The following is a 22,085-nucleotide window of genomic DNA, read 5'->3' on the forward strand; positions in this document are numbered from 1 at the left end:
ATGCAGGCTGGCCTGAGATTTGCAACTGCGTCATATTAACTGTCACCAGGACGCCGCATACATTTCCCTTCTTCCTGATAGGCCACAATGGAATCGTCACCGCTGCACCAAAGCCCTCCCCCAAAGCCCATCATCGTTTTTGGCGAGGTCTTGATCGACCGACTTGGTGATGGGCAAGGTGTCATTGGTGGCGCCCCGATGAACGTGGCTTGGAATCTGCGTGGCCTGGAGCAATACCCGTATCTGATTACCGCCGTTGGCGCGGATGAGGATGGTAAACGAGTTCTCGAATCGACCGAACAGTGGGGACTTGCAACCGATTTGGTCCAAACCGATGTTGATCGGCCGACAGGTGAAGCAGTCGTCTATGACAATGGGAACGGTCCCGAGTACGACCTGCCCCGCGAACAGGCTTATGACTACATTCGCTTTCCAGAAACGTTTGTCGAAAACCTTCCCGCGGCAGAATCACCGATCCTGTATCACGGTTCGCTTTGCTGTCGGTCACCGGTATCTTTCGACACCATCCTGCAACTGCGAAAACGGTTCAGCGACCACATTGTCGTCGATATCAATCTGCGTGAAGGCCACTACACCACCGAGATTGTGAATCAATTGATCGATGGTGCGACCGTCCTCAAATGCAATTGTGATGAGCTGAGCTTGATTACGGGTCAGCCTTGTAAAACGCACAACGACGTCTTGACCGTTGCACGGAAATTCTTTGAAGATTCGACCGTGCGTGAGCTGTGGGTAACAGACGGCGCATCCGGTGCCTACTGGATCGACCATTCTGGCGAACATGCTAAGCAAGAAGCGGAATCGATCGATCCGAATTCCATTATCGATTCAGTGGGCGCAGGTGACGCCTTCATGGCTGTCGTCCTGGCCGGGATTGCGACCAACGAATTTCGGCCCGAAACCTTGGCCAAGGCAGTTCGGTTTTCGGCAAGGGTTTGCCAAATCGCCGGTGCAACGACAGCAGACGATCGATTTTATGTCGCTTAGCGAAAGCACTTGGCTTGGTATCCGTCACGGTGCCGCTTGGTGCGTTTCGATGGCCTTGCGGAGTTGATCAATCGCAACCGATTGATACTTCGCATTGCTTGACGGTGAAGGCATCTGCAATAAGTCGAGTAGTCGATCGGCCGTATCACGCCCCGTATCACTTTCGATAGCCAAGCTACAGATTGTTCCAAACAGATTGCGCATCGCTCCGTCGTGGGGAATCTCAAGGCTCACCGTCCCCAATCGAAAGTCAGCGTCCTCTTTCGCATTGGGCGAATCGCATAGCCGACGTAGAAACGCTGTCGCTTCATCGGAGTCGATACTTTCCAGGGCAAGTTGCTGACGCTTTTCTAGCTCCCCACGGTGATCAAACTGGCGGTCAAATAGACTCGCCACATGAACCGCCACTGGTTGGCCCAGCATTTCAGCACAAGCCGCAACCGCTTCTGCGGGATAGCCGAGCCGTTGAAGATTTCCGGCGACGTGCAGGGCGAGTTCAACACGCCGATGCTCTGCCGCGCCAGTGACGGTTGACACGACGGATTCGTCGAGCCGTTCAATCCAGGCCGCAGCGGCCAGATCAACTCGTTCGGCGCGTTCGTACGCCTTCCACAATCGATCCGTCGGAACCTTGACCCGATGCGAATGACGCCAAAAAGGTGGACTGTGCCGTACGGCTGCTTGATAGACCCCAATCAAGACTTCATTGGCTTTCTGATCAATCCCATCGTCGCCATCGACAAACGTTTCGATCACTTGGCCAGCCTGCCATAGTAACGCGTGTGGAAACCCTGATGCCGATTCCGCATCGACCTGCCCCCAAGTGACCGGAAACATCTCCTTCAAGCGATTCAATACGTGGTCACGGTCGGCCGATTTCTCAAGACGCCACAACAGCCGAATCAGCTGAGCGATCTGATTGTTGGAAGCATCGCCTCCATCAACAATCGCATGAATCGCGACGCCGGATTGGTCTGACGCATCGGGTACTGCCTTCAATCGCCAAAGGACATGCTCCAGCAAACCTTTCATTTTACCATCGTCATCAAAACCGGCAGACAGCCACAACGGCGACTTCGGATCAATGAAGGTCGGATTCAAGAGAATCCCATCGAGCAACTGCTCAACAGCCGGCAGGTTTTGCCGTTCGGCAATCGGAATCGAATCGATGATCGCAAACGGCGGGACGTCATCACGATTGAGTTGAATCACCACTTCATTTGCGATCTCGCGATACCAATCGTCATAGGTCAACGCGCCATTTAAATTCAACAGGCTAAGCAAAACCCCTGTTTCGAGTTGTTCGAACTTCGCTGCTTGCAAGATTCGCTCTTGATATCGAGGGATCCCGCATCGCAACGTTGTTACGACGATCAAGTTGCCGTTCGTATTCCAGCGGTCTGGGTCTCGGTCGAATAGCACCTTCATTAACATCGCGGCAAAGCGATTCTCTCCAAGCTGAGACATTCGTTTTGCGTAGTTTTGGTGCCGATCCAGGCCCCAATGATTGCTGTCCAAAAAGCTTGTGATCTGTTGTTCCGCATTTGCATCCGCCCCCGTACGCAACATCAAATCGACCAGACGATGAAGGGATTCAAGCGATGGGGCTGCATCAAACTGATCGGACAATCGCTGCGACAAGGCAAGTGTTTTGCCGGATTGAATCAGTAACCCGATTGCTTTCGATTCGATGGAATGCTCACTGTAAGGGTTGCCGCTGGGAATCGAATTGACGATGTCGAATGCCATTTCCGCGGCGGCTACTGGTCGACCAGACCGCAACACTTCTTCGGCATGCAGGAACCGTTCTTCTGCTGCAGACGGCGAATCCGGCGTGTCCGCAATCGATTGTCCGCGTTCCAGTCGAGCCGCTAAACCGGATCGAATCTGCACGATTCGCGGGTGCCTGCTGTCATAAGCTTTTAATCGTTCGCCAAGCAAACGCATCGTCGCTTCGTCCATTGGCAGTCCCACCAATTCGTTTGCAAAAGCATCAATCGCCTCGCGATCGTTCGCAAGGATCGCAATGACCAATCGGGCATACGCAAGCAAGACCTGCTCCGTATCGGTACTCGCGACCAAGGAATTCAATCGAGCCATCCCCTCTTGAGCCAATCCAGACATTACTTCGAATCGCGCGTGTTCGATTTGCAACTCAAGATCCGCAGGAAATCGCTCCGTCCCTCTCACCATCATCGCCAACGCTTCTTCGCGTTGGTCGTTCCACCAAAACAAAAATGCAGCGGCAACGATGCGAAGACGCTGCTCGTCCGGATTCATGTCCTGTTGATCGATGTCCAACTGCCGAATCAATGCACCTGCTGCCTCTGACTGTTTCCCTAATTGGGTACCTTCCGAACGGTCAAAAATGATAACCAATGATCGGATTGTCTCGATCGACAACAAACGTCCTGCGAACGGCGTTTCGACTTGCATAAAGAGGTAATCCGCTAAGCCTTTCTCATCGCGCCGACGATCCAACGCAATGACCTGCGAACGTTCTTCCCCCAAACGCAACGTGACAGGCATCGTCTCCTTTGATTGTTCGATAGACCGACTCGCGAACAAGATCGTGGTGTCAAGGATCAGCTCGGGTTCAGTAAAAAACTCAGAAGGCGTGCTAAAGATTGCTTGGTGGAACGTTTGCCAACTGGGTGTAAATGAAATGCTTTTGTCGGACGAACGAGTTCGCAACCACTGCCGTACTTCTGCGACCAAGCGATTGGCTTCGCTGTAATTCCTAAATTTCAGCGCCAATTTCAGTTCGTGCACCAATGCATTGAACGCCAACTCAGCATTGGCCGGATCAATCAATACGCTACTTATTGATTGGCCAGTCCGCCCCTCCCCGAAGGGGCTCATTTGCCCGGCAAGACGAGCTTCCGCGATCAATAGCTGACGGAACTGCAACGAGTCCCGGACGAATTCAATCTCGGTGCTTGGGGCTGGCCTCTCACCAGATCGTTGCAAACTAAGCTGAACCATCGTGTCCAAGTGATTCGCATTCAATGGCGGCGGTGGGTTTTGCGATGTTCGCCGGTCTGCCCGATCGACCAACCACTGAAGAACTTCTTGGGGAACTCTCTCCAATGTTCCGGATTGCAAGTCCAGTTCCGCGATTCGCAACATGACGTCATCCGGCACACCGGTTTTGACGGACGTCATGTATTCGGCGAGTTTGCAGTAGTAAACGTAATCACGCAGTTGTCGCCGATCGAGTTTCGCAACAGGATTCACAAACAACCGCCGAATGACTTGGTTCACCGAACGTTCTGTCCGCTCGGGGAGATCGTGAAATGCGATCGACAAACGCAAACGCCTCCCGATCCACACTGCTTGGAAATAGTTCTCCGGAAGAACGACACCATCGTTCGAACGCAGTGAGTGCGTTTGAGCCTCCGCTTTGAAAAGTGGTGTGATCCAGCCTTCCTCCGTACCAGGATCCCAACTCACTGGCCGCAAACGACGCGTGGCGAATCGCGGTGACGGATGCTGTGGCTCATGGTCGACCGATTCGATTTCGTCGATCAACTGCTGCACCGCAATAAAATCAGGAGTGCCTTTCGCCAACTCGACTCGCAAGTACAACTGCGCAAGACAGACTTTTACATCCCAACATTCGGGATCGTTTTTGAGCACTGCCTCGCAGACAGCAATCGCACCAAGCGGATTCGATTTCAGTTCGTTGGCAATCAGCTTGCCTGATTGCTCGGGTGTCGTCGCGAAAGCGAGCTGGGCAATTGCCGCATCGGTCGATGAAAGTTCCCCTGTTCGCACCCGCAAGTCCAGAAGCTCCGTTGCGGCTTCCGGAGTTGGGTTGATGCGATTCAGCGTTTCAGTCGCTTTCGCCGCCGTTTCAAAGTCTGCGATTGCTCGCGAAAGCCCGGCCAGCATCCGCAGTGCGTCTTGATCGCCAGGATCTTGCCAAAGCGGAAGGCGAAGTGCTTTGATCGCGGCATCCAAGTCGCCAACGGATTGCCAAACAGTCGCAACGAGCAAAGCACGATTTTTAAGTCCTAGTTGCTGATGCTGCGTCAAACGATCGACCAATCGCTGCAATTCGTCACGCCGTTGATAAAGCGGCACAAGTTGCTCAACGATCGCTATCCGACTCGAAAGGGTAGATGAATGATCGATCGCTTGCCAAAGCAGTTCGATTGCTTCTGCGGTTTGGTACTGATCGGCCAAACCGTCGGCGAGTAGTTTCAGCGTTTGTGTGGAACTCGCATCGATCACCAACGCGCTACGCAGTGTTTCTTCACTTTCGGGGGCTCGCCCCGCATCGTTCTGAATCGCAGCAAGCAGCCAATAACTTTCCAAAGATGTCGGAAGTCGCCGAACCAACTCCGTAGCGACCCGCTCCGCATCCTCGTCTTGCCCGTGTGTACGATGCAACGCAACGAGATGTCGCAAATAGACGGGAGCTTGCGAAGGACTCAATTCCACAAGCTTTTGGTAGGCCGTGATTGCATGTTCGAGATCGTCAACCGCGGAATAGATGTTCGCCGCATCTTCCCAAATGAATCGGTCCTCGGGATCAAGCTCAACGGCTCTACGGATTGCTACGGCCGATTGCTCGAGGTCACCATTTGCACGAGACATCAGTGCAAAACGACGCCAATGATCAGCTGTTGCTGCCTCGGTTGAAACTTCTTCGATCGCTTGGTCAAGTCGATTCGACTTGACGTAAGCATCGATTTCTTGGTGCAAACAACGGTTCAGAGTTTTTGCGTCATCCGCCAATTCACGGACAAGGCGAAGCTGTTCGAATGCTTCGTCAAACAAATTCAATTCGACTAATAAACTGCTGAACTGCATTCGCTGATCGTTGGTCGGATCCAACCCAACAACCTCACGCCAAGTACGAAGACACTCCTCGTTGTACTGAAATGTTCGAAAGACCTCCGCCAAACGGATCAAGTTGGTCGTTTGATGCCGTGGTGCTTCGGCAATCGTCTGCCAGACACGAACGGCTTCGTCACGTTGACCTAGCCCATGATAGAACTGCCCTAAGTACTCCCGGTACTGCGCCGCGTCCGGTTCTAACTCGATCGCACGCTCGTAAAGTTCGATTGCACGTTTTCGATGACTGACGGACTGCATTTTCCGAGCGACGTCGACCAATTGGACAGAGCTGTCCTTGTAACGTTCAGCGATTTTCTCCCAAACCTTGATCGCCTCTTGAATCGCGTCGTCAGTCCCCTGGTGTGAATACAAATTCCCAAGTCGAAACAGTCGATCGATGTTGCCAGGCTCAAGTTCCAAGGCGTTCTGCAGCTCGCTAATTGCACCCCGCGAGTCTTGCCGCCGAAGCAACACGCCGACCAATTCATCACGTGCTTCCATCGAACTCGGTGACCGGGCAATCAGACTTCGAAACACATCTTCGGCTTCTTGCAATTGGTCTGTGCCAGCCAGAAGCTGTCCAAGGCGAAGAGCAACGGCAAAGTTGGAGGTATCCCGCATGACATGGTTCGTATAAGACTCGATCAATTGGTCGACTTCGTTCGCCGCAAAGAACAGTGATTCAAACCGTTCTGATGCATTGCGATACAGCCAACTTCCGGGACGAACTTTTGTCAGGACATCTTCATAGGTCTGCTTCGCGAGTGCATTGTCGCCGGTGACTTCATAGAGATTGGCGACCTGAAGCAGCGCCTCGATTTGCTGTTCCCCGCGGGGCGATGCTTCTGCGATCTTTTTCCAGAGTTCAAGTGCAGCATCAAACTGTTCGAACTGGGCGAGCAAACGTGCGGATCGGCCCGCAACCGTTTGCCTCTGTCCGACACGTTCTTGCAGCTTCGCAAGGGTTGCCCGCGCGGCGACGTCCTGCAGTTGCGTGAATTGCATCGCCGCGAGTTCCAAATAGATTTCGACCATCTCTGGTGAAGTCGCAGTTCGCTCGGTCGCAATTCGCAATGACTCGATTGCCTCGTCAAAGCGTTCGAGTTTCGCGAGTGTGGTCGCGTGGTATCGAAATAAGATGCATCGTCGCTCTCGAGCTGACTTGCCGTTTTCAAGGCTTCTGCGGCACGTGAGTACTCACCGCGCTGTTCAAAAATCAAACCGAGCAGTGCCAGGGTTCCGCTATCCGCGTCTGTGGCGGCTTCGGTTTGCAGCGATTTCACCCATTCGTCAATGGACTGTCGATTGAGATGAAACGCGTACAATCGATCAAAAGCGATGCCTTTGCGTGGACGCTGAAGCAGCATCATCTGATAGCGCTGCGCGGCGACTTCATCGATCGGCGAAGATTGGGCGAACGTGGACGTCGAGAATGCGATGACAAGCAACCCCGTCGCGACCAACGCAAGAAGCGTTGTGGCGGAGATGGTCCGTGCCCAGAAACACATCGTCATTCGAAGTCCGATTGAGTGTGCGATCAAACGGCGGCACACTCGATGCGACCGTTCAGTTCTCGAAACGGTCAGTATGGCGATTTTGACTATCGCCGACAAACTCAATCGCCCCTGTAGTGGGGACGTGGTTTTTGTGAATTCTTAGTTCACGATTTCACGCTGCAATGTCAGCGTCCGAATGATGTGTTTGCCGCCCGTAAATTGCGGTGGCACGAAGGTATTTGCGTCCAAACGCACGTCGACCTCGACGGTGACCTCTGGCGTGCGATTGTCAATAACAGCAGGAGTGACCGTGACGTCGTATGCGGTCAATCCGAGCGTCCCTAAAATGGTTTCCGCTTTCTGACGGGCACCGTTTGCGGTTGCCCCGGGGATGATTGCGTCGCGACATCCTTCATAGACGGCGTTGTCGACGGTATGCCGAATCATAGCCACCCGACAAAATTCGAACGCGACGAAGAAAAAGAAAAACAGCACCGGTGCAACGATCGCAAATTCGACCATCGCGGTTCCTCGCCGTCGTCGCCTCTTCGATTTGGTTTGTCTAGATGGTTTCATGAAGGTGTGCCCAGTCGTTCCAATTCCGACCATTAAAAGACGCTGCTTATTCGGTAACCACGGTGCCAAGTGTCAATGCGATTTCGCGATAAGCCGCGGTTAACTCGGCTGCACTCAACGCATGGAAGTGTTTGCCGCCACCAATCGTTGCGATTTCTCGCATCCGGGCTTGATCCGCACCGGATCCGAATGTGATCGTATGAATCCGGACACTTTCCGACGCCAAACGCCGTGCGATCGCGCGAGGCTCAGGCCCCCGGTTATGCAAACCGTCTGTCATCACAATCATCGTGCGTTCGACGAATTCCGTCGAACGACTTCGACTCATGATCGAAGCCCCCGCTTCCATCCCACGACTGATACTGGTGAACCCGTTGGGCCGCAGTTGTGAGAGCGTTGCTTCGATGCTGCTCAAATTTCGAGTGAGCTGAACGTCTTCACTGGCGGTGTCACTGTACGATGCCAGCCCGACTTCCTCTTCCACAGGAGTCGTATTCAAGGTGGACACGAACACTCCGATGGCGGCTTGCAACTCAGAGAATTTGCTGCCAGCCATCGAACCGCTGCGGTCAACGACAAGCACCACGTCACGTTCGATGTAGGTCGCCGCAGCCGAAATTCGTGGTTCGAAGGTATTGAACCCAAGTACGTTCCCAAAGAAGAGTGGAATTGCACCCGATGGCGAATCCGCCGTACGACGTCCTGTCACACGCACGGTATTCAATGGCGTGACACCTTCACGAAACTGAAACCGCCCGTCGTTGTTTTCTTCACTACGACCGAATTGAAAATCGCCAGCTTCCAGCAGCAAGGGTTGCCCGTTGACCATATTCAATGCGGCGATCTCTTGCCCTTTGGCAATCGCCCTGTCACGATCAAACGTATCCGACAACTCCTGCGAAGCCGCCTGTGCAGCGGCATCGGTTGCCGAACGCAGCTCGGTTCGAGACAAATGCATGTGTGCGATATCAACCGAGAAAGCAACCGCCGCAATGAAGCCGACCAGCATGACAAGGATCAGCACCAACATCGCACCGCGACGTCGCGTCGCTCGTCGCCGGCGTGTCTTCGAAATCGCCGATTGGCGATTCGTGCTCGCGTCTCTCTGGCTGCATAAAGTTTGATTCATAGTCTCGATCATCGATCTATTCCCGAAGCATCACGACACGAGCGGTCAAGTTGCGATTGGTGATCCAGTCACCAGCCAACGGGCTGTTCACATTGGTCGGCGCGGAGACTTCACAGACGACCTGATCACCGCGATCGAGGCCTTCGACACCAGTTGGAAATTCGATGGTGTAGTTATTCACACCACGAGAATCCAAAATCGCTTGCGCTCGCGCGGTCGCGATCGCCGCCGTTCCGTCGTCTTTTGCCGCTTCACGAATCCCTTCATAACAAGCAACACTGATCGATTGCTTCAAGAAGATAAAACTCGATGCCTCGATGGCACCAAAGACCAACAGCACCAAAATCGGAAGACAGACGGCGAACTCAACCGCCGCCACGCCACTTCGTGCGTCTTTGCGATCACGCAATCGTGTTCCGGAAGGCGAGGAGCTCGAGGTCAATGAATTGGAGGACAATGAACCGGAAGTCAGAGAACCTGTCGGCCTAGGCATCTTGTTGTTCGCCTCCACGAGTGGGCTCGACATCGCCAGATTGAACCGCGTCACCGCGGCGGAGCTGCATCACATCATTGAAGTTCACAGCGATCTCTTGCCAGAAATCGTTTTCGCGAAACTTCAATGGCGGAACCGAGCGGCCGGCCTTGATGTCCTTGAGCGTATTGCGAAGACGCGTGATCGGACCAGCGAAGCGATGGCTAAGCTTTAACGTGTCCCAGACAAATGCCGGGATAAGCGCTGCGGTGATAATAAAGAACGGCAGAAACCGTCGTACCGTGTCGCCAAAGGTTTGGCCCCAATCGGCATCGGGCTGTTCAAACAATCGAATCCAACACGTCAGCGCGATCGTGTTGCAAACAAAAAAGAGAATCCAGTGCAGCGCGACGCGTCGAATCAGGCTGCCTTGAACCTCAGAATCAACAAGCGTACGGGTGCGTTTGGCGTGGACTGTGGCCATTTCATCAGCTTCAGTTCGTGGGACTCTGGCTCTGGGCGCAATCTCACGTGGCGCCATTTGCCTAGAAAACCCTAGGACACGAATTAGAAGCTGCCCGTCAAACGTGACGCAAAATGGTGGCGAACGATCGTTCCAAACCACACAACCAGAATCAACTTGACCGGCATCACGCTAAGGCACCAAGTAGCTTTTGCTAAAGACCAGCCACCAAAGCAACCGCCCGCACACCAATTAACCTTGCAATCATCGCACCGTCCTGGCCCATCGCGACGACAGACAAGACCGCGCCGTCGCCTTCGTGAAGCGACACCCACCACTTCGCCAAAAAGCTGACCTGCTCGTCAACGTTTGGCCTTCGACCTAAAACTAGCTGATCGATCGCGACTGGCAGGGCCTCCTGTCCGGAGACATGCTTCGCCAAACTGGATGCCAAATCCAACATTAAGTCAACGACCGCTGGCGACGTTACTGGCATGCCGATTAACTTGCGTTTGCCCCATAGTGGATCCGACTTACAAGCACGGTAGTCTGCGACCGCAACCGGCACTTGATCCAGCCCCAGATAGTCGCCGAACTTGATCTGCTCAAAGCGAGGCAATGCGGGTCCCCGGTATACGGGCGCATCCGACGCTGAGCGACATCGATTGCTTTCGCTCGATTCGGCTCGGCCCTGCCTGTTTCTTCCCACAGAGTCGATCACCTTCAACTCTTCGATCGAACAAGCCGGACATTCCAATTCATAAACCGGATGCCGATCGATCACACAGGACACATGACAGACATTGCGTTCCATCACGACGCCTTCACTATCGCGGTGATCTCGTCGCACCGTCCACATCCCATCAAGCTGCCGAGATGGCGATAGCTCAATCGCGAATGCATCTTCGCTTTGGCTAACTAAGTGTGAATGCACACGGACACCAGCGATCGCCGGCATGCAAGCTTCGCCTTGATTGTCCGCTTGAAACCCACGACAAGCCGCTTGTGCCATCAACTCAATCGACATCGCCAACGGTACGGCGGGAAAACCGTGAATGCGATAGTCTGCACAAAATGGGTCGTTTAATGGATCCACGGTAAACGACCACGTGTTTTCTTCAACAAACGATTTCATAAGACACAAATCAGGGCATCAACAACTTGTCGCTAGACCTCCATCAACTGATGGAAAACCTCCCGCGCGCATAAAAAAAGCCCCCGGTCCAGTACGAGATCCAAGGGGGGCGGAGGATAACGTGCTATCGGACCGGGAGCCGGTGGATGGTTGGTTCGACTGGACAACCTGCATCCTTGCGGTCGCCGGTCGAACACTGAAATAAAGCCAAGATGAATGAGCTCCCGCGATGCCCAATCGATATCCGTCTCGTGGTCATTCGCGTTGCGTCCGCAGCGACCGTTCACCATCAAGTGGGAAGGCGCCAATGCAGGATCTCGCCAGTCGTTTGGCTTTATCAACAACGTGGTTTGCGTCCTTCCCGAAGGTCGTTCGCTTGCCCTCGCTGCGATGGCCGGAGAATACGTGAGCCCAACGGCAGGGGTCAAGGCAAATCGATTCGAAGTCCAAAAATTGTTTCTTGAATCTATTTGCTATCAACAACTGATCCTGCACAGATTTCGGTGGTGTGGTATCGTTTGCGCCGCCAACTCAATGCGGTTGGTTTGGATCAATCACACGCTTTGTTTCAGTCGCATGTAACGATTGTCATTCAACGAATTCGCAACGCTCAGAAAATACGGAAATCAATTGGTCCGGTGTGCTGACGTGTGAAATAGTTGAAGTGTGAATAGTTATTGGGGCAGCCTCTTTTTCTTAACGAATCTCCTTCGGACAAAAGATGGAAACTACGGACACAAAAGACATCGCCACTGCGGCATCGCATGCACTTGCAACGAGCTCAGTGCCAGAACTTCGGACGTTGCGCGTCGACGAACAATGTGATGAACTTCAGCTTCATGGCAGCGTACGCAGCTTTTACCACAAGCAACTTGCTCAGGAAGCGATCTTTCCGCTTGCCTGTGGCAAACAAGTAGTCAACTACGTCGACGTGCAAAACTGAAGACACGACGAGAGTGCCGGGACAACGTACGTACCGGCTGACACGGGAAACGATATCAAGGTCTTCGCCGACCGCGGGCTCAACAAAACCGCCTCACCTCGTGACGCAAGACGAGCACCGCTACTTAAACGCTCAAGCCAGCACACACGAGCCCTGCATACGATAAAGACGTATGCATCGCCCTTCTCACAGCAACTCTGCTCTCGTGGCGAATCACGTGATCAGTGCACGGCGTGATCAGTGCACGGCGTGATCAGTGCACGGCGTGATCAGTGCACGGCGTGATCAGTGCACGGCGTGATCAGTGCACGGCGTGATCAGTGCACAACGACGCGTTGCTGAAATCGTTCAATCGACAACGCACGGCCATCGTCACCTGCTTCCACGATGGCACCGCAAAGCCTTACGTCGCCGGTCGCGACATGAAAGTGACAGGGCTCTGCAGTTCTTGTCGTGTGAATCACTCGCTCGATATCACGACCGATGATACTTTCGTACGGCCCACACATTCCGACGTCACATTGAAACGCGGTTTCGCCAGGCAAGATACAACTGTCGGCCGTTGGCACGTGAGTGTGCGTTCCAAGCACAGCCGTGACGCGTCCATCGAGATACCTTGCAAGACACTGCTTGTCACTGGTCGCTTCGGCGTGAACGTCCACCAAAATGTGATCGGTGTGCTCACCGACCTCGTCCAGGACTTCGTCGACGGCTTCAAACGGACAATCCACCGGCTTCATAAACACTCGCCCCATCAGCGAGACAATCCCCAGTGGCGAACGACCGGATCGCTTAATCAACGCCCATCGTCGCCCCGCGGCTGTCTTGGGATAGTTCGCCGGTCTGACGATCCGGTCACTTTTCTGCAGCGTCGAAATGATCTCTTTGCGGCGGTAGATATGATCGCCAAGCGTTACGCCATCGATCCCGTTGTCGATCAACAGATCAAATTGCTTAGGCATCAAACCTGATCCGTCGGACGCGTTCTCCGCGTTGGCAACGACGTAATCTAAGCTCAGTTCCTCGCGGATCCGCTGGACGTTTTGCAAGACCGCGTTCATTCCCGGCTTGCCGACGATATCCCCGAGGAATAAGAACTTCATAACAACCGGTGGTCACGCCCGAGGATAAGGAAGAATGATCGCATCGCGACATCGATCTGCGAAATCACCTTCACATGCCGCCAACGGTTCACACGCCAATAGAATTCGGTGGACCGACGTGATCGCGACCGGCGAAGGAGCGTGGATCGTAACATCTCTGCTGGAGCGAACTCAACCGGACGTCCAATACCAACGCCCAGCCATCGCAACCAAGGCCCAAGCGTTGCACGACTTCAGCGACCGCCACCACACCGATTCGGTGAACCACGCAAGAGTTTCCTTCGTTGGTGTTGCCACGAACCACTTCACGGCGAAAATGGTCACTCCGAAAACGGCACGACTCCAAACTTTTCAGCCGATCACGACACCAACCACTCGTCTCAACCGCACGCTGCCCACCACGAAGACCGACATGAACACCGCCGCTACGGCCACCGACCTTCCTACGTATTGCACCCAAACCGCGAAGAATGCCAAAAAGGCATCGGCTCAGCTGGCAACGCTCGACACCGCGATCAAAAACCGCTGGCTCAATGAATCCGCCGACGCACTCGTTGGCGCCGTCGACCGCATCGTCGCCGCCAACGCAAAGGACCTTGAAGCAGCCCCCGGATATGGGCTGAGCGATGCCGCGATCGACCGCCTGCGTCTGGACCAGACGCGTATCGAAGCAATCGCTTCGGCGCTCCGCGAAATCGCGATGCTGCCAGACCCCGTTGGTGAGGTCCTCGACGGGTTCACCCGACCCGGTGGCCTACAGATCATCAAAAAACGGGTCCCGCTCGGCGTCGTCTTCTTTATCTATGAAAGCCGCCCAAATGTGACTGCCGACGCCGCGGCGATTTGCGTGAAAAGCGGAAATGCCGTGATCCTGCGTGGCGGAAAGGAAGCCATCCACAGCAGCCAAGCGATTGTCGAACTGATGTGCGAAACCGCCGAACAATGCGGCTTACCACAACACGCCGTCCAACTGGTCAACACCACCGACCGAGCCGCTGTCGGCGAATTCCTTTCACTCGGGGAACTGATTGACGTCGCGATCCCACGCGGCGGTGAAGGGCTGATTCGCCGCGTGGCCGCCGAAGCCACCATGCCGGTGATCAAGCACTACGACGGGAACTGCCACGTCTATGTCGACGAAACCGCAGACCTCGAAATGGCCGCGAAGATCATCGAAAACGCGAAGTGCCAGCGCATGGGCGTTTGCAATGCCTGCGAATCGCTGGTCATCCATCAGGCCGTCGCCGCTAAATCACTGCCGCTGATCGCCGAAAAACTCGCCCAGCATTCCGTCGAGATCCGCGCGGACGAGCGAGCACAGAAGCACCTCACCGACTGCAAACCGGCAACCGAGGAAGACTGGGGGACCGAATACCTCGGCCCCACCATCAGCGTCGCCGTCGTCGACTCCATCGATGAAGCGATCGAACACATCAACCGCTACAGCTCGCACCATACCGAAGCGATCGTGACGAATACCCTCGCGGCCGCCGAAAAATTCACCGGCGGCATCGACAGCTCGGCCGTAATGGTCAACGCCAGCACGCGATTTAACGACGGCGGCGTGTTTGGCCTCGGCGCTGAAATCGGCATCTCCACCGACAAATTCCATGCCCGCGGGCCATGCGGCCTACGCGAACTGACGACCTATAAATACATCGTCAAAGGCGATGGCCACATCCGAACCTAAGGACCCGGACGAGCCTTATCGCTAAAGTTCCGCTATCCGGCGCTCGATCTAAAACCGGAAAGGACCGAAGCCTGGGCGAAATCACTGCTTCGCCCACCATTTAATGCGCCCCCAAAGCGGCAGAAATCCTGCCGCTCGCCCCCCGGATGCGTCTTGATGCCGGATCCCAGGGACGATATTCTTCTGGGCCCGAAATACAAATCACCATTTTTCAGATACACCTGAACTAGACAGAGCAATGGCACACAAGAAAGGACAAGGTTCGAGCCGCAACGGTCGTGACTCGAACGCTCAACGCCGTGGCGTTAAGAAATTCGGTGGCGAAGCAGTCAAAGCTGGCAACATCCTGATCCGCCAGTGCGGAACCAAATGGCACGCCGGCCGTGGCGTTGGCCAAGGCAACGACTACACACTGTTCGCTTTGGTCGACGGAAACGTCATGTTCGACCAAAAAGGACGCCGTATCAACGTCGTCACCGCTTAGTTCGAAAGCGGCAAAACCGGGAAATCGACTCCCGCAGCAATACAATCGCCGGCTGCACAGCATTTCGCAGTGCAAGCCGGTTTTTTGCTGCGCTGCACCGGACCTCAACTGCCAACGCAGCACAAACACCACCTGGGCACAGCCATCACCGGAACAGACTGAAACCAACACTGCTGAAGACCGGACCCCGGTGCAATCGGGAGCACTAGCCGGTGACCGAAGCGATCACGATCAACAGAACGATCGCCACAGCAATCACAGACGCCGCGATGGCAAGACGCGTGCCGTCAATCTCTCGAGTCTGCGGCTCCATACGGCGGCGAATCCGCTCAACCAGCTCACTTCGCCCAGCCGGAAAGACATGCTCCTCTGCTGGCAACAACGCTTCACCGTGGTCGTGGCGATAGGAATCAGCCACCTCCAGCATCACGGCCTGAACCTGACGCGCATTAAACGGGCGATCATCCGGCGCCTTGCGAAGCAGCTTCAAGATAATCTCGTCGACCGCAACCGGACACTCCGCGAAGTCCCGAACCGAAGGCGGCTTTTGCTTCAAATGCTGATCGAACAACTGGGCATAGTTTTCGCCCAGGAACACCTTCCGGCAGGTCAGCATTTCGAACATACAGCAACCGAGGGCGTACAAGTCAGCCTTTCCACTGACAGAACGATCGCCGGTAATCTGCTCCGGTGCCATGTACGCGTGCGTGCCAACCGTTACTTGACCAACGGTTAGATCACCCGCGGTTAAGTCGCGCGCGATCCCAAAGTCACCAAGCTTCACGACGCCGTCTGGCGTCAAAAACAGGTTGCTTGGCTTGAGGTCGCGGTGAACCACGCCGTGATTATGCAGACACTGCAGCGCACTACAGATTTGACGAGAAATCTCGACGACGGCAGTCCAATGAAGCGGACCACCAGACTCCAGCAAGTCGGCAATGGTGCCCCCGGACACCACTTCCATTGCATAGAACAGCGACTGGTCGCCGTCGTCACGGCCGCCACCAAGATAGGCGACCACGTTGGGGTGCCGCAGTCGCTCCATAATGGTCATCTCACGCTTGAATCGTGCGCGAATCAGCGTGTTCTGACTGACCTTAGGATGGAGCTTTTTAAGCGCGACCTGGCGCCCCGATTCTTTTTCCGTGGCCAGATAAATCGTGCCAACGGTTCCGACGCCTAAAACATCGCCCAGCTCGTAATCAGTGAGCCGGTCGGCAGGCATTAGGCACCCGCGATGTCGGTGATCTTGACGCGAGTGAACAATTGGCGGTGACCAATTCGGCTCTTGCTGTGCTTACGGCGACGGAACTTTTGCACGTAAAGCTTTTTGCCTTGCTTTGCACCAACGACAGAAGCGGTGACACTTGCACCGTCAACAGTCGGGGCGCCCAGCTTCAATCCCGCGTCACCACTGACAGCAAGGACTTTGTCAAAAGTCAAGCTTTCACCGGCGGGGGTTTCACGATAGTCCAGGTCAACTTCCATGCCTGGCTCGACGCGGTACTGGCGACCGCCGTCAACGATAATGGCGTACATTTATCTCGTTTTTTAACCGAGGGCGTAATTCTGTTCGATTTCGGGCCCCAGAGTGTATCGACCGACTGCAGGTGCGTACAGGGCTAATTCACCGGTATTTTTCGGCTGAAAACGCTCCGAAATCAAGCCCAAAACCGTTTCCCTGCGATCATCACCCCGCCGATGGCCTAGATCTTCAAAGCCACCCTATCCAACGGGCTGGCAACGCACACAATTGAGTTCGAGGGCTTGCCGCCCTCGCCAGCAGGGATCCTCGCTAAACTGCACTCGCGACCAACACCTTCACATCATTCGGGCAATTGATAATGACCAGCTTGACTGACCTGACCGCATGGAAAAAGCTGACCTCCCACCACGATTCGATCAAATCCAAGCACCTTCGTGAGCTCTTCGAATCGGACAATCAACGCGGACAAAAGTTCTCGCTCGAAGCCTGCGGGATCTTCCTCGATTACTCGAAGAACCGAATCACGAGCGAAACCGTCGAACTGCTGCTCGCACTCGCCCGAGAATCAAAGCTTCCTGAACGGATCGAAGCGATGATGACCGGAGAAAAAATCAATATCACCGAAGACCGAGCCGTCCTTCACACCGCCCTTCGCGCGCCGGCCGATGCCGAGGTACTCGTCGACGGCGAAAACGTGATTCCAGAGATCCACGCCGTTCTGGACAAAATGAGTGCCTTCTGTGATTCGATCACCTCTGGCAAATGGACGGGGCACACCGGAAAGCCCATTCGCAACGTCGTCAATGTTGGCATCGGCGGATCAGACCTGGGCCCCGTCATGGCCTATGAAGCCCTGCGCCACTACAGCAACCGCAACCTGACGTTCCGCTTTGTGTCGAATGTCGATGGCACCGACTTTGCCGAAGCCACACAAGACCTCAAGGCCGAAGAAACTCTCTTCATCATCGCGTCGAAAACCTTCACGACACAAGAAACCATGACCAACGCGCACACCGCGCGAACATGGCTGCTCGACCAACTCGGTGCCGACCAATCGGCCGTTGCCAAACATTTCGTCGCGCTGTCGACCAATGCTGACGAAGTCTCCCAATTCGGAATCGACACCGACAACATGTTCGGTTTTTGGGACTGGGTCGGTGGCCGTTATTCAATGGACAGTGCGATCGGACTGTCGACAATGCTCGCGATCGGCCCGGATGGCTTTCGTGAAATGCTGGCCGGATTCCGCGAAATGGACGAGCACTACCGCACCGCACCACTCGACAAAAACCTGCCAGTGCTGCTGGGACTGCTGACCGTTTGGTACACCGACTTTTTCGGATCGCAAACCACCGCCGTCTTGCCGTATGACCAGTACCTCAAACGCTTTCCTGCGTACCTGCAGCAACTGACGATGGAAAGCAATGGCAAGTCGATCACACTCAACGGCGACCACGTCGACTACGACACCAGTCCGATTTACTGGGGCGAACCCGGCACCAACGGCCAACACTCGTTCTATCAATTGATCCACCAAGGCACGCACCTGATCCCCTGTGACTTCATCGCTTTCGCAAAGTCACTCAATCCGCTTGGCGATCACCATGACAAACTGACCGCCAACGTCTTTGCACAAGGCGAAGCACTTGCGATGGGTAAAACCAAGCAACAGGTACTCGACGAAGGCACCCCAGAGGAACTCGCCCCGCACCGTGTTTTCGAAGGCAACCGCCCGTCCAACACATTGCTGATCGAAAAACTGACGCCAGCCGTGCTCGGCAAACTGGTCGCACTCTACGAACACAGCGTCTTTACCCAGGGCGTCGTGTGGAACGTCAACCCGTTTGATCAATGGGGTGTTGAACTGGGCAAAGTACTTGCCAAAAAGATCGTTCCCGAACTGCAAGCTTCAACCGATTTGGCGCACGACAGTAGCACCAACCAACTGATCGAGCGTTACCGATCGCTGAAATAGATCAGCCTGCAGGGGTTAAACTTGGCAACCAACCTTGGCCGGACGCGAACAGCACATACGCGATCGCCCCGGCCACTTGGATCAACATGATCGTCCCGCCAAGCTTCAAGAACGTTCCCCAACCGACGTGCACGCCAGCCTCTTTCTTGAGCGCATAGATCGCGATCACGCACGAAATCGATCCGATCGGCGTGCCATTGCCGCCGAGGTTGCAACTGATGATCAATGTCCACCAAAGCGTCTCGATCGAAACGCTCGGATCAGCCGCAATGTCTTTCACGATCGGGATCAATGTGGCAGCCACCGGAATGTTGTCCACAATGCTGCTGGCAATCGCCGAAAAAACACCCAATAGCGGCACCAACAAAACCATCTTGTTGTCCGAAAGCTGAACCACTTGCTGCGCCACCCACGCCAGGGCACCTGTTTGCTTCACGCAGCCAATGATGATGAACAAGCCCATGAAAAACAGAATCACAGTCCAATTGACTTTGTGAATCGCGTCCTCGACTCCCTTGCCGGCGAACACCAACGCGGCCGTTGCACCGACCATCGCGATAAAGTCCATCCCAACGTCAAGCTGCTGCGCGAAGACAAATCCCACGACAGTCAACAACAGGATCGTCGCGCTACGCACGAGCACCCGCTTGTCCTCCACCATCGCCCATGGGTCAAACGTCTCGATCTGGCTTTTCAGTTCTTGGCGCTGCTCGTCGGTCTGTTTCCAAGGCAAGTCGTTTTGGAAAAACAACCGCAGGATCACTACCGCCACGACCAAACTGACCACCGCATAGGGCAGGCTGACCTGCAAGAAATGCGCGTAGGGAATCCCAGCAGCGGTCCCGATCATGATGTTCGGCAATCCGCTCGCAAATGTCGCGATTGCACCGCTGTTCGCACAAATCGCGACACTCAGCAAGAACGGCATCGGCTTGTAATTCAACGACCGACAGATCACCAAAACCAGCGAAGACAAGATCAACATCGCTGGGACAATGGTCAAAACGGCGACAAACAAGAACGTCACCACGCACAGCGTCAAAAACAACTTCGTCGCCGAACCACCGGTAAACCGTACGATGTACATCGACAAGAAATGGAACAGCCCGCTTTTGCCAACCACATCGACCAGAATCCCGGTTCCGATGATGACCCCAAAGATATTGAGATCCTCTTTCAAGAACTCGTAGATCTTGGGGTATTCGAACAAGTGCAGCGCGAGGCCAAGAATCACCAGCACGGCGGCACCGCTCAACGCGGCAACCGTTTTGTGAAATCGCTCCACAGCGACCCCGACATAGGTCGCGCACATCACCGCCGCAAACAACAACATCACCCCTGGCGATGCCGGCTCGATCGCTTCGCCCTCCGCAGATGACGCAAGAAACAAGGTTGCGGCAAAGGGAAGCTCGGTCATCGCATCAGGACTCGATATTCGTGGGCAAAAGCAGCAGTCTCGGTTGTGTCGTCAGCCGAACATCCTAGGGCGGAATCACGATCACGTCGACTCAGGATTACTCCTCACCCTTGGGAACCTGCAATCCCATTTTGCGAGCCCGCGCCGCCCAACGCTTTCGAGCAACCTTCTGCATGTCGATGCTTTTGTCGTGCTCGTCAACGATCTCCAACCCAAGCAGGGTCTCGATCACGTCTTCCAGAGAGACGATTCCTTGCGTGCTACCGTATTGATCGGTGACCAATGCGATATGCTGGCGAGCTTCGATGAACTGATCGAACGCCGCCTTCGCACTGGTCCCACCTTCCATCGTAATCATGTCGCGACGCAATTCGGACAGCTTCACGTTGTCCTCATCCTTCGCTGCGGCAAGCAATAATTCCGACCGCATCACAAACCCGACGACGTGGTCAAGGCTGCCGTTGTAAATCGGAATTCGCGAGACAAACAGCTCTGTTTGCTGCTCCATCACCTCGCCAACTGTCAACGATTCCGGGAACGCGATCACGACCAATCGTGGTGTCATGATGTCGGCCACAGTGATTTCAGGAAATCGCATCAACGACAGAAACAGCCGCGACTCGCCTTCTTCCAACACGCCCTGCTCGGCGCCGATTTCCGCCATCGCGCCGAGCTCTTCTCGGGTCAACGTGTGGTGCCCCTTGCCTCCCGACAGCAACTTGGTCAGACGCTCGCTCAACCAAACCAGCGGATACAAAACCCAAATCAGCACCATCACCGTTTGGGCAACGATCGGGCCAAGGCTTCGCCAGTAAAGCGCACCCAAAGTCTTGGGGATGATCTCGCTAAAGATAAGGATCAGCAACGTCATCACGGCACTGACCACTCCCACCGAAACGTTTTCCATTGCCACGGCCGCTTGTGCACCGACCCCCGCCGCACCAATCGTGTGCGCGATCGTGTTCAGACTCAAGATCGCCGCCAATGGTCGATCGATATTGCTCTTGAGCGACTCTAGCCTCGCCGCGTCAGTAGGCTTTCGCTGGGCCAGCGTCGCAATAAACGAAGGGGTGATCGAAAGCAGGACCGCCTCGGCGATACTGCAATAAAACGAAAACCCGATCGCGACAAACAAGTAAACAAACAGCAATACCATCGGTCTCGGCCAGTATCAGCGGAATGAAATAGCTGATTCAAAGCTACCGAGATCCCCATAAAAAAACCACCCAGGTATGGCCTGGGCGGTCTCTAGTGTTCGATTCTCGCACCCGCGATCAACGTTTGCGACGCCGCGATACAACAAGCCCCGCTAGCCCAAGCATCAAAACGCACGATGAAGGCTCCGGAATTGCTGTAACCGACAAGCTTGCTGCGCTGGGGCTGACGCTAAATGGCAGAGTCCCGAACTCCGCGTCAAACACTGCATCAACCGTTAACGACGCATCTGCAGGACCGGTGGCATTGAAAAAGACGGTGACCAATCGCACCGTTTCCCCCAACCCAATATTCAAACCGCCACCCGCTACCATGTCCCCATCGGTCGCGCCCACTTGAACGTTGGTTTCGCCGGTAAACGGCGGGGAGAAAGTAACCTCCAGCTCTGGTGCGTCAAATGTCACACCTTGGAAATCAAATGTCGGATCGCTGAAATTAAGCGTCATGTTGTACGAACCGATTTCTTCGCTGGTCCCTGTCGCGGTCGCGAAGATACCTAGCGAATACTCGCCAGGACCTGAAAACAACGTCGATTCCCCGCTGAATACCAAATCTGCGTGGGCCACAGACGGTGCCGTCAAACAAGCGAAAAGACAGATCAAAGAGAGGTATTTTGACATCGATATGCCGAGATAAGTTGACTTCTTC

At 54.8% G+C, this 22,085-nt stretch carries 17 protein-coding genes; 5 read left to right on the plus strand and 12 right to left on the minus strand.

Annotated elements, in window-relative coordinates:
• The first annotated feature begins 87 nt into the window (after nt 1-87).
• Nucleotides 88-1,008 (plus strand): PfkB family carbohydrate kinase, encoded by a 921-nt coding sequence (locus CGZ80_RS24915; protein ID WP_094418392.1) that lies wholly within the window; start codon nt 88-90, stop codon nt 1,006-1,008.
• 24 nt (nt 1,009-1,032) lie between these two features.
• Here the strand turns inward: CGZ80_RS24915 and CGZ80_RS24920 are convergent, their stop codons facing one another.
• The 6 genes from CGZ80_RS24920 to CGZ80_RS24950 all read right to left on the minus strand — a co-directional run bounded on the left by CGZ80_RS24920 (nt 1,033) and on the right by CGZ80_RS24950 (nt 11,124).
• A complete protein-coding gene (locus CGZ80_RS24920; protein WP_143544140.1) occupies nt 1,033-6,888 on the minus strand; it encodes a tetratricopeptide repeat protein in 5,856 nt (1,951 codons plus the stop codon).
• 620 nt (nt 6,889-7,508) lie between these two features.
• Nucleotides 7,509-7,871 carry a TadE family protein gene (locus CGZ80_RS24930; protein ID WP_233148651.1) on the minus strand — a complete coding sequence of 121 codons (363 nt, stop codon included), beginning with the start codon at nt 7,869-7,871 and terminating at the stop codon, nt 7,509-7,511.
• 100 nt (nt 7,872-7,971) lie between these two features.
• Entirely contained in the window at nt 7,972-9,054 is a 1,083-nt protein-coding gene (locus CGZ80_RS24935; protein WP_233148652.1) for a vWA domain-containing protein, read from the minus strand.
• A 16-nt stretch (nt 9,055-9,070) separates the two neighbouring features.
• Nucleotides 9,071-9,496, minus strand: a complete 426-nt coding sequence (locus CGZ80_RS24940; RefSeq protein WP_233148653.1) for a TadE/TadG family type IV pilus assembly protein — start codon at nt 9,494-9,496, stop codon at nt 9,071-9,073.
• Nucleotides 9,497-9,539: 43 nt separating this feature from the next.
• Nucleotides 9,540-10,010 carry a hypothetical protein gene (locus CGZ80_RS24945; RefSeq protein ID WP_198953787.1) on the minus strand — a complete coding sequence of 157 codons (471 nt, stop codon included), beginning with the start codon at nt 10,008-10,010 and terminating at the stop codon, nt 9,540-9,542.
• A gap of 193 nt (nt 10,011-10,203) precedes the next feature.
• On the minus strand, nt 10,204-11,124 hold the full coding sequence (locus tag CGZ80_RS24950) for a polyketide synthase dehydratase domain-containing protein (RefSeq protein ID WP_094418396.1): 921 nt from the start codon (nt 11,122-11,124) through the stop codon (nt 10,204-10,206).
• A 721-nt stretch (nt 11,125-11,845) separates the two neighbouring features.
• On the opposite strand from CGZ80_RS24950, the gene CGZ80_RS24960 reads away from it, so the two are divergent.
• Nucleotides 11,846-12,067: a BON domain-containing protein gene (locus tag CGZ80_RS24960; protein WP_094418398.1), complete on the plus strand. Its 222-nt coding sequence runs from the start codon at nt 11,846-11,848 to the stop codon at nt 12,065-12,067.
• Between the two features lie 317 nt (nt 12,068-12,384).
• Here CGZ80_RS24960 and CGZ80_RS24965 read toward each other — a convergent pair whose 3' ends face one another.
• The gene (locus CGZ80_RS24965) at nt 12,385-13,170 is read right to left on the minus strand and encodes a YmdB family metallophosphoesterase (RefSeq protein ID WP_094418399.1); all 786 of its coding nucleotides are present in this window, start codon (nt 13,168-13,170) and stop codon (nt 12,385-12,387) included.
• Nucleotides 13,171-13,561: 391 nt separating this feature from the next.
• Between CGZ80_RS24965 and CGZ80_RS24970 the strand changes: the two genes are divergently transcribed.
• Nucleotides 13,562-14,860, plus strand: a complete 1,299-nt coding sequence (locus tag CGZ80_RS24970; protein ID WP_409994567.1) for a glutamate-5-semialdehyde dehydrogenase — start codon at nt 13,562-13,564, stop codon at nt 14,858-14,860.
• A 238-nt stretch (nt 14,861-15,098) separates the two neighbouring features.
• Entirely contained in the window at nt 15,099-15,344 is a 246-nt protein-coding gene (gene rpmA, locus CGZ80_RS24975; protein ID WP_094418400.1) for a 50S ribosomal protein L27, read from the plus strand.
• A gap of 205 nt (nt 15,345-15,549) precedes the next feature.
• On the opposite strand, the gene CGZ80_RS24980 is transcribed toward rpmA, so the two are convergent.
• On the minus strand, nt 15,550-16,569 hold the full coding sequence (locus CGZ80_RS24980; protein ID WP_094418401.1) for a serine/threonine protein kinase: 1,020 nt from the start codon (nt 16,567-16,569) through the stop codon (nt 15,550-15,552).
• Entirely contained in the window at nt 16,569-16,883 is a 315-nt protein-coding gene (gene rplU, locus CGZ80_RS24985) for a 50S ribosomal protein L21 (protein ID WP_094418402.1), read from the minus strand. The genes CGZ80_RS24980 and rplU overlap by 1 nt, the downstream gene beginning before the upstream one ends.
• Nucleotides 16,884-17,188: 305 nt before the next feature.
• On the opposite strand from rplU, the gene pgi reads away from it, so the two are divergent.
• The gene (gene pgi, locus CGZ80_RS24990; RefSeq protein ID WP_094418403.1) at nt 17,189-18,805 is read left to right on the plus strand and encodes a glucose-6-phosphate isomerase; all 1,617 of its coding nucleotides are present in this window, start codon (nt 17,189-17,191) and stop codon (nt 18,803-18,805) included.
• 1 nt (nt 18,806) lies between these two features.
• On the opposite strand, the gene CGZ80_RS24995 is transcribed toward pgi, so the two are convergent.
• The 3 genes from CGZ80_RS24995 to CGZ80_RS25005 form a co-directional block, all read right to left on the minus strand.
• Nucleotides 18,807-20,138: an ArsB/NhaD family transporter gene (locus tag CGZ80_RS24995; RefSeq protein ID WP_315851432.1), complete on the minus strand. Its 1,332-nt coding sequence runs from the start codon at nt 20,136-20,138 to the stop codon at nt 18,807-18,809.
• A gap of 181 nt (nt 20,139-20,319) precedes the next feature.
• Nucleotides 20,320-21,378 carry a CNNM domain-containing protein gene (locus CGZ80_RS25000; RefSeq protein WP_094418405.1) on the minus strand — a complete coding sequence of 353 codons (1,059 nt, stop codon included), beginning with the start codon at nt 21,376-21,378 and terminating at the stop codon, nt 20,320-20,322.
• 118 nt (nt 21,379-21,496) lie between these two features.
• Nucleotides 21,497-22,003, minus strand: a complete 507-nt coding sequence (locus CGZ80_RS25005; protein ID WP_158222844.1) for a PEP-CTERM sorting domain-containing protein — start codon at nt 22,001-22,003, stop codon at nt 21,497-21,499.
• Between the last annotated feature and the right edge of the window lie 82 nt (nt 22,004-22,085).

The organism is Rhodopirellula sp. MGV (assembly GCF_002251265.1).
Lineage (GTDB): Bacteria > Planctomycetota > Planctomycetia > Pirellulales > Pirellulaceae > Stieleria > Stieleria baltica_A.

Excerpts from the sequence above, each read along its gene's own strand:
- CGZ80_RS24980 (WP_094418401.1), bottom strand. The coding sequence starts at position 16,569 with ATGCCTGCCGACCGGCTCACTGATTACGAGCTGGGCGATGTTTTAGGC.
- CGZ80_RS24930 (WP_233148651.1), bottom strand. The coding sequence starts at position 7,871 with ATGGTCGAATTTGCGATCGTTGCACCGGTGCTGTTTTTCTTTTTCTTC.
- rpmA (WP_094418400.1), top strand. The coding sequence starts at position 15,099 with ATGGCACACAAGAAAGGACAAGGTTCGAGCCGCAACGGTCGTGACTCG.
- CGZ80_RS24945 (WP_198953787.1), bottom strand. The coding sequence starts at position 10,010 with ATGGCCACAGTCCACGCCAAACGCACCCGTACGCTTGTTGATTCTGAG.
- CGZ80_RS24935 (WP_233148652.1), bottom strand. The coding sequence starts at position 9,054 with ATGAATCAAACTTTATGCAGCCAGAGAGACGCGAGCACGAATCGCCAA.
- pgi (WP_094418403.1), top strand. The coding sequence starts at position 17,189 with ATGACCAGCTTGACTGACCTGACCGCATGGAAAAAGCTGACCTCCCAC.
- CGZ80_RS24965 (WP_094418399.1), bottom strand. The coding sequence starts at position 13,170 with ATGAAGTTCTTATTCCTCGGGGATATCGTCGGCAAGCCGGGAATGAAC.
- CGZ80_RS24960 (WP_094418398.1), top strand. The coding sequence starts at position 11,846 with ATGGAAACTACGGACACAAAAGACATCGCCACTGCGGCATCGCATGCA.
- CGZ80_RS24915 (WP_094418392.1), top strand. The coding sequence starts at position 88 with ATGGAATCGTCACCGCTGCACCAAAGCCCTCCCCCAAAGCCCATCATC.
- CGZ80_RS24920 (WP_143544140.1), bottom strand. The coding sequence starts at position 6,888 with ATGGTCGAAATCTATTTGGAACTCGCGGCGATGCAATTCACGCAACTG.
- CGZ80_RS24995 (WP_315851432.1), bottom strand. The coding sequence starts at position 20,138 with ATGTTGTTGTTTGCGGCGGTGATGTGCGCGACCTATGTCGGGGTCGCT.
- CGZ80_RS25000 (WP_094418405.1), bottom strand. The coding sequence starts at position 21,378 with ATGGTATTGCTGTTTGTTTACTTGTTTGTCGCGATCGGGTTTTCGTTT.
- CGZ80_RS24950 (WP_094418396.1), bottom strand. The coding sequence starts at position 11,124 with ATGAAATCGTTTGTTGAAGAAAACACGTGGTCGTTTACCGTGGATCCA.
- rplU (WP_094418402.1), bottom strand. The coding sequence starts at position 16,883 with ATGTACGCCATTATCGTTGACGGCGGTCGCCAGTACCGCGTCGAGCCA.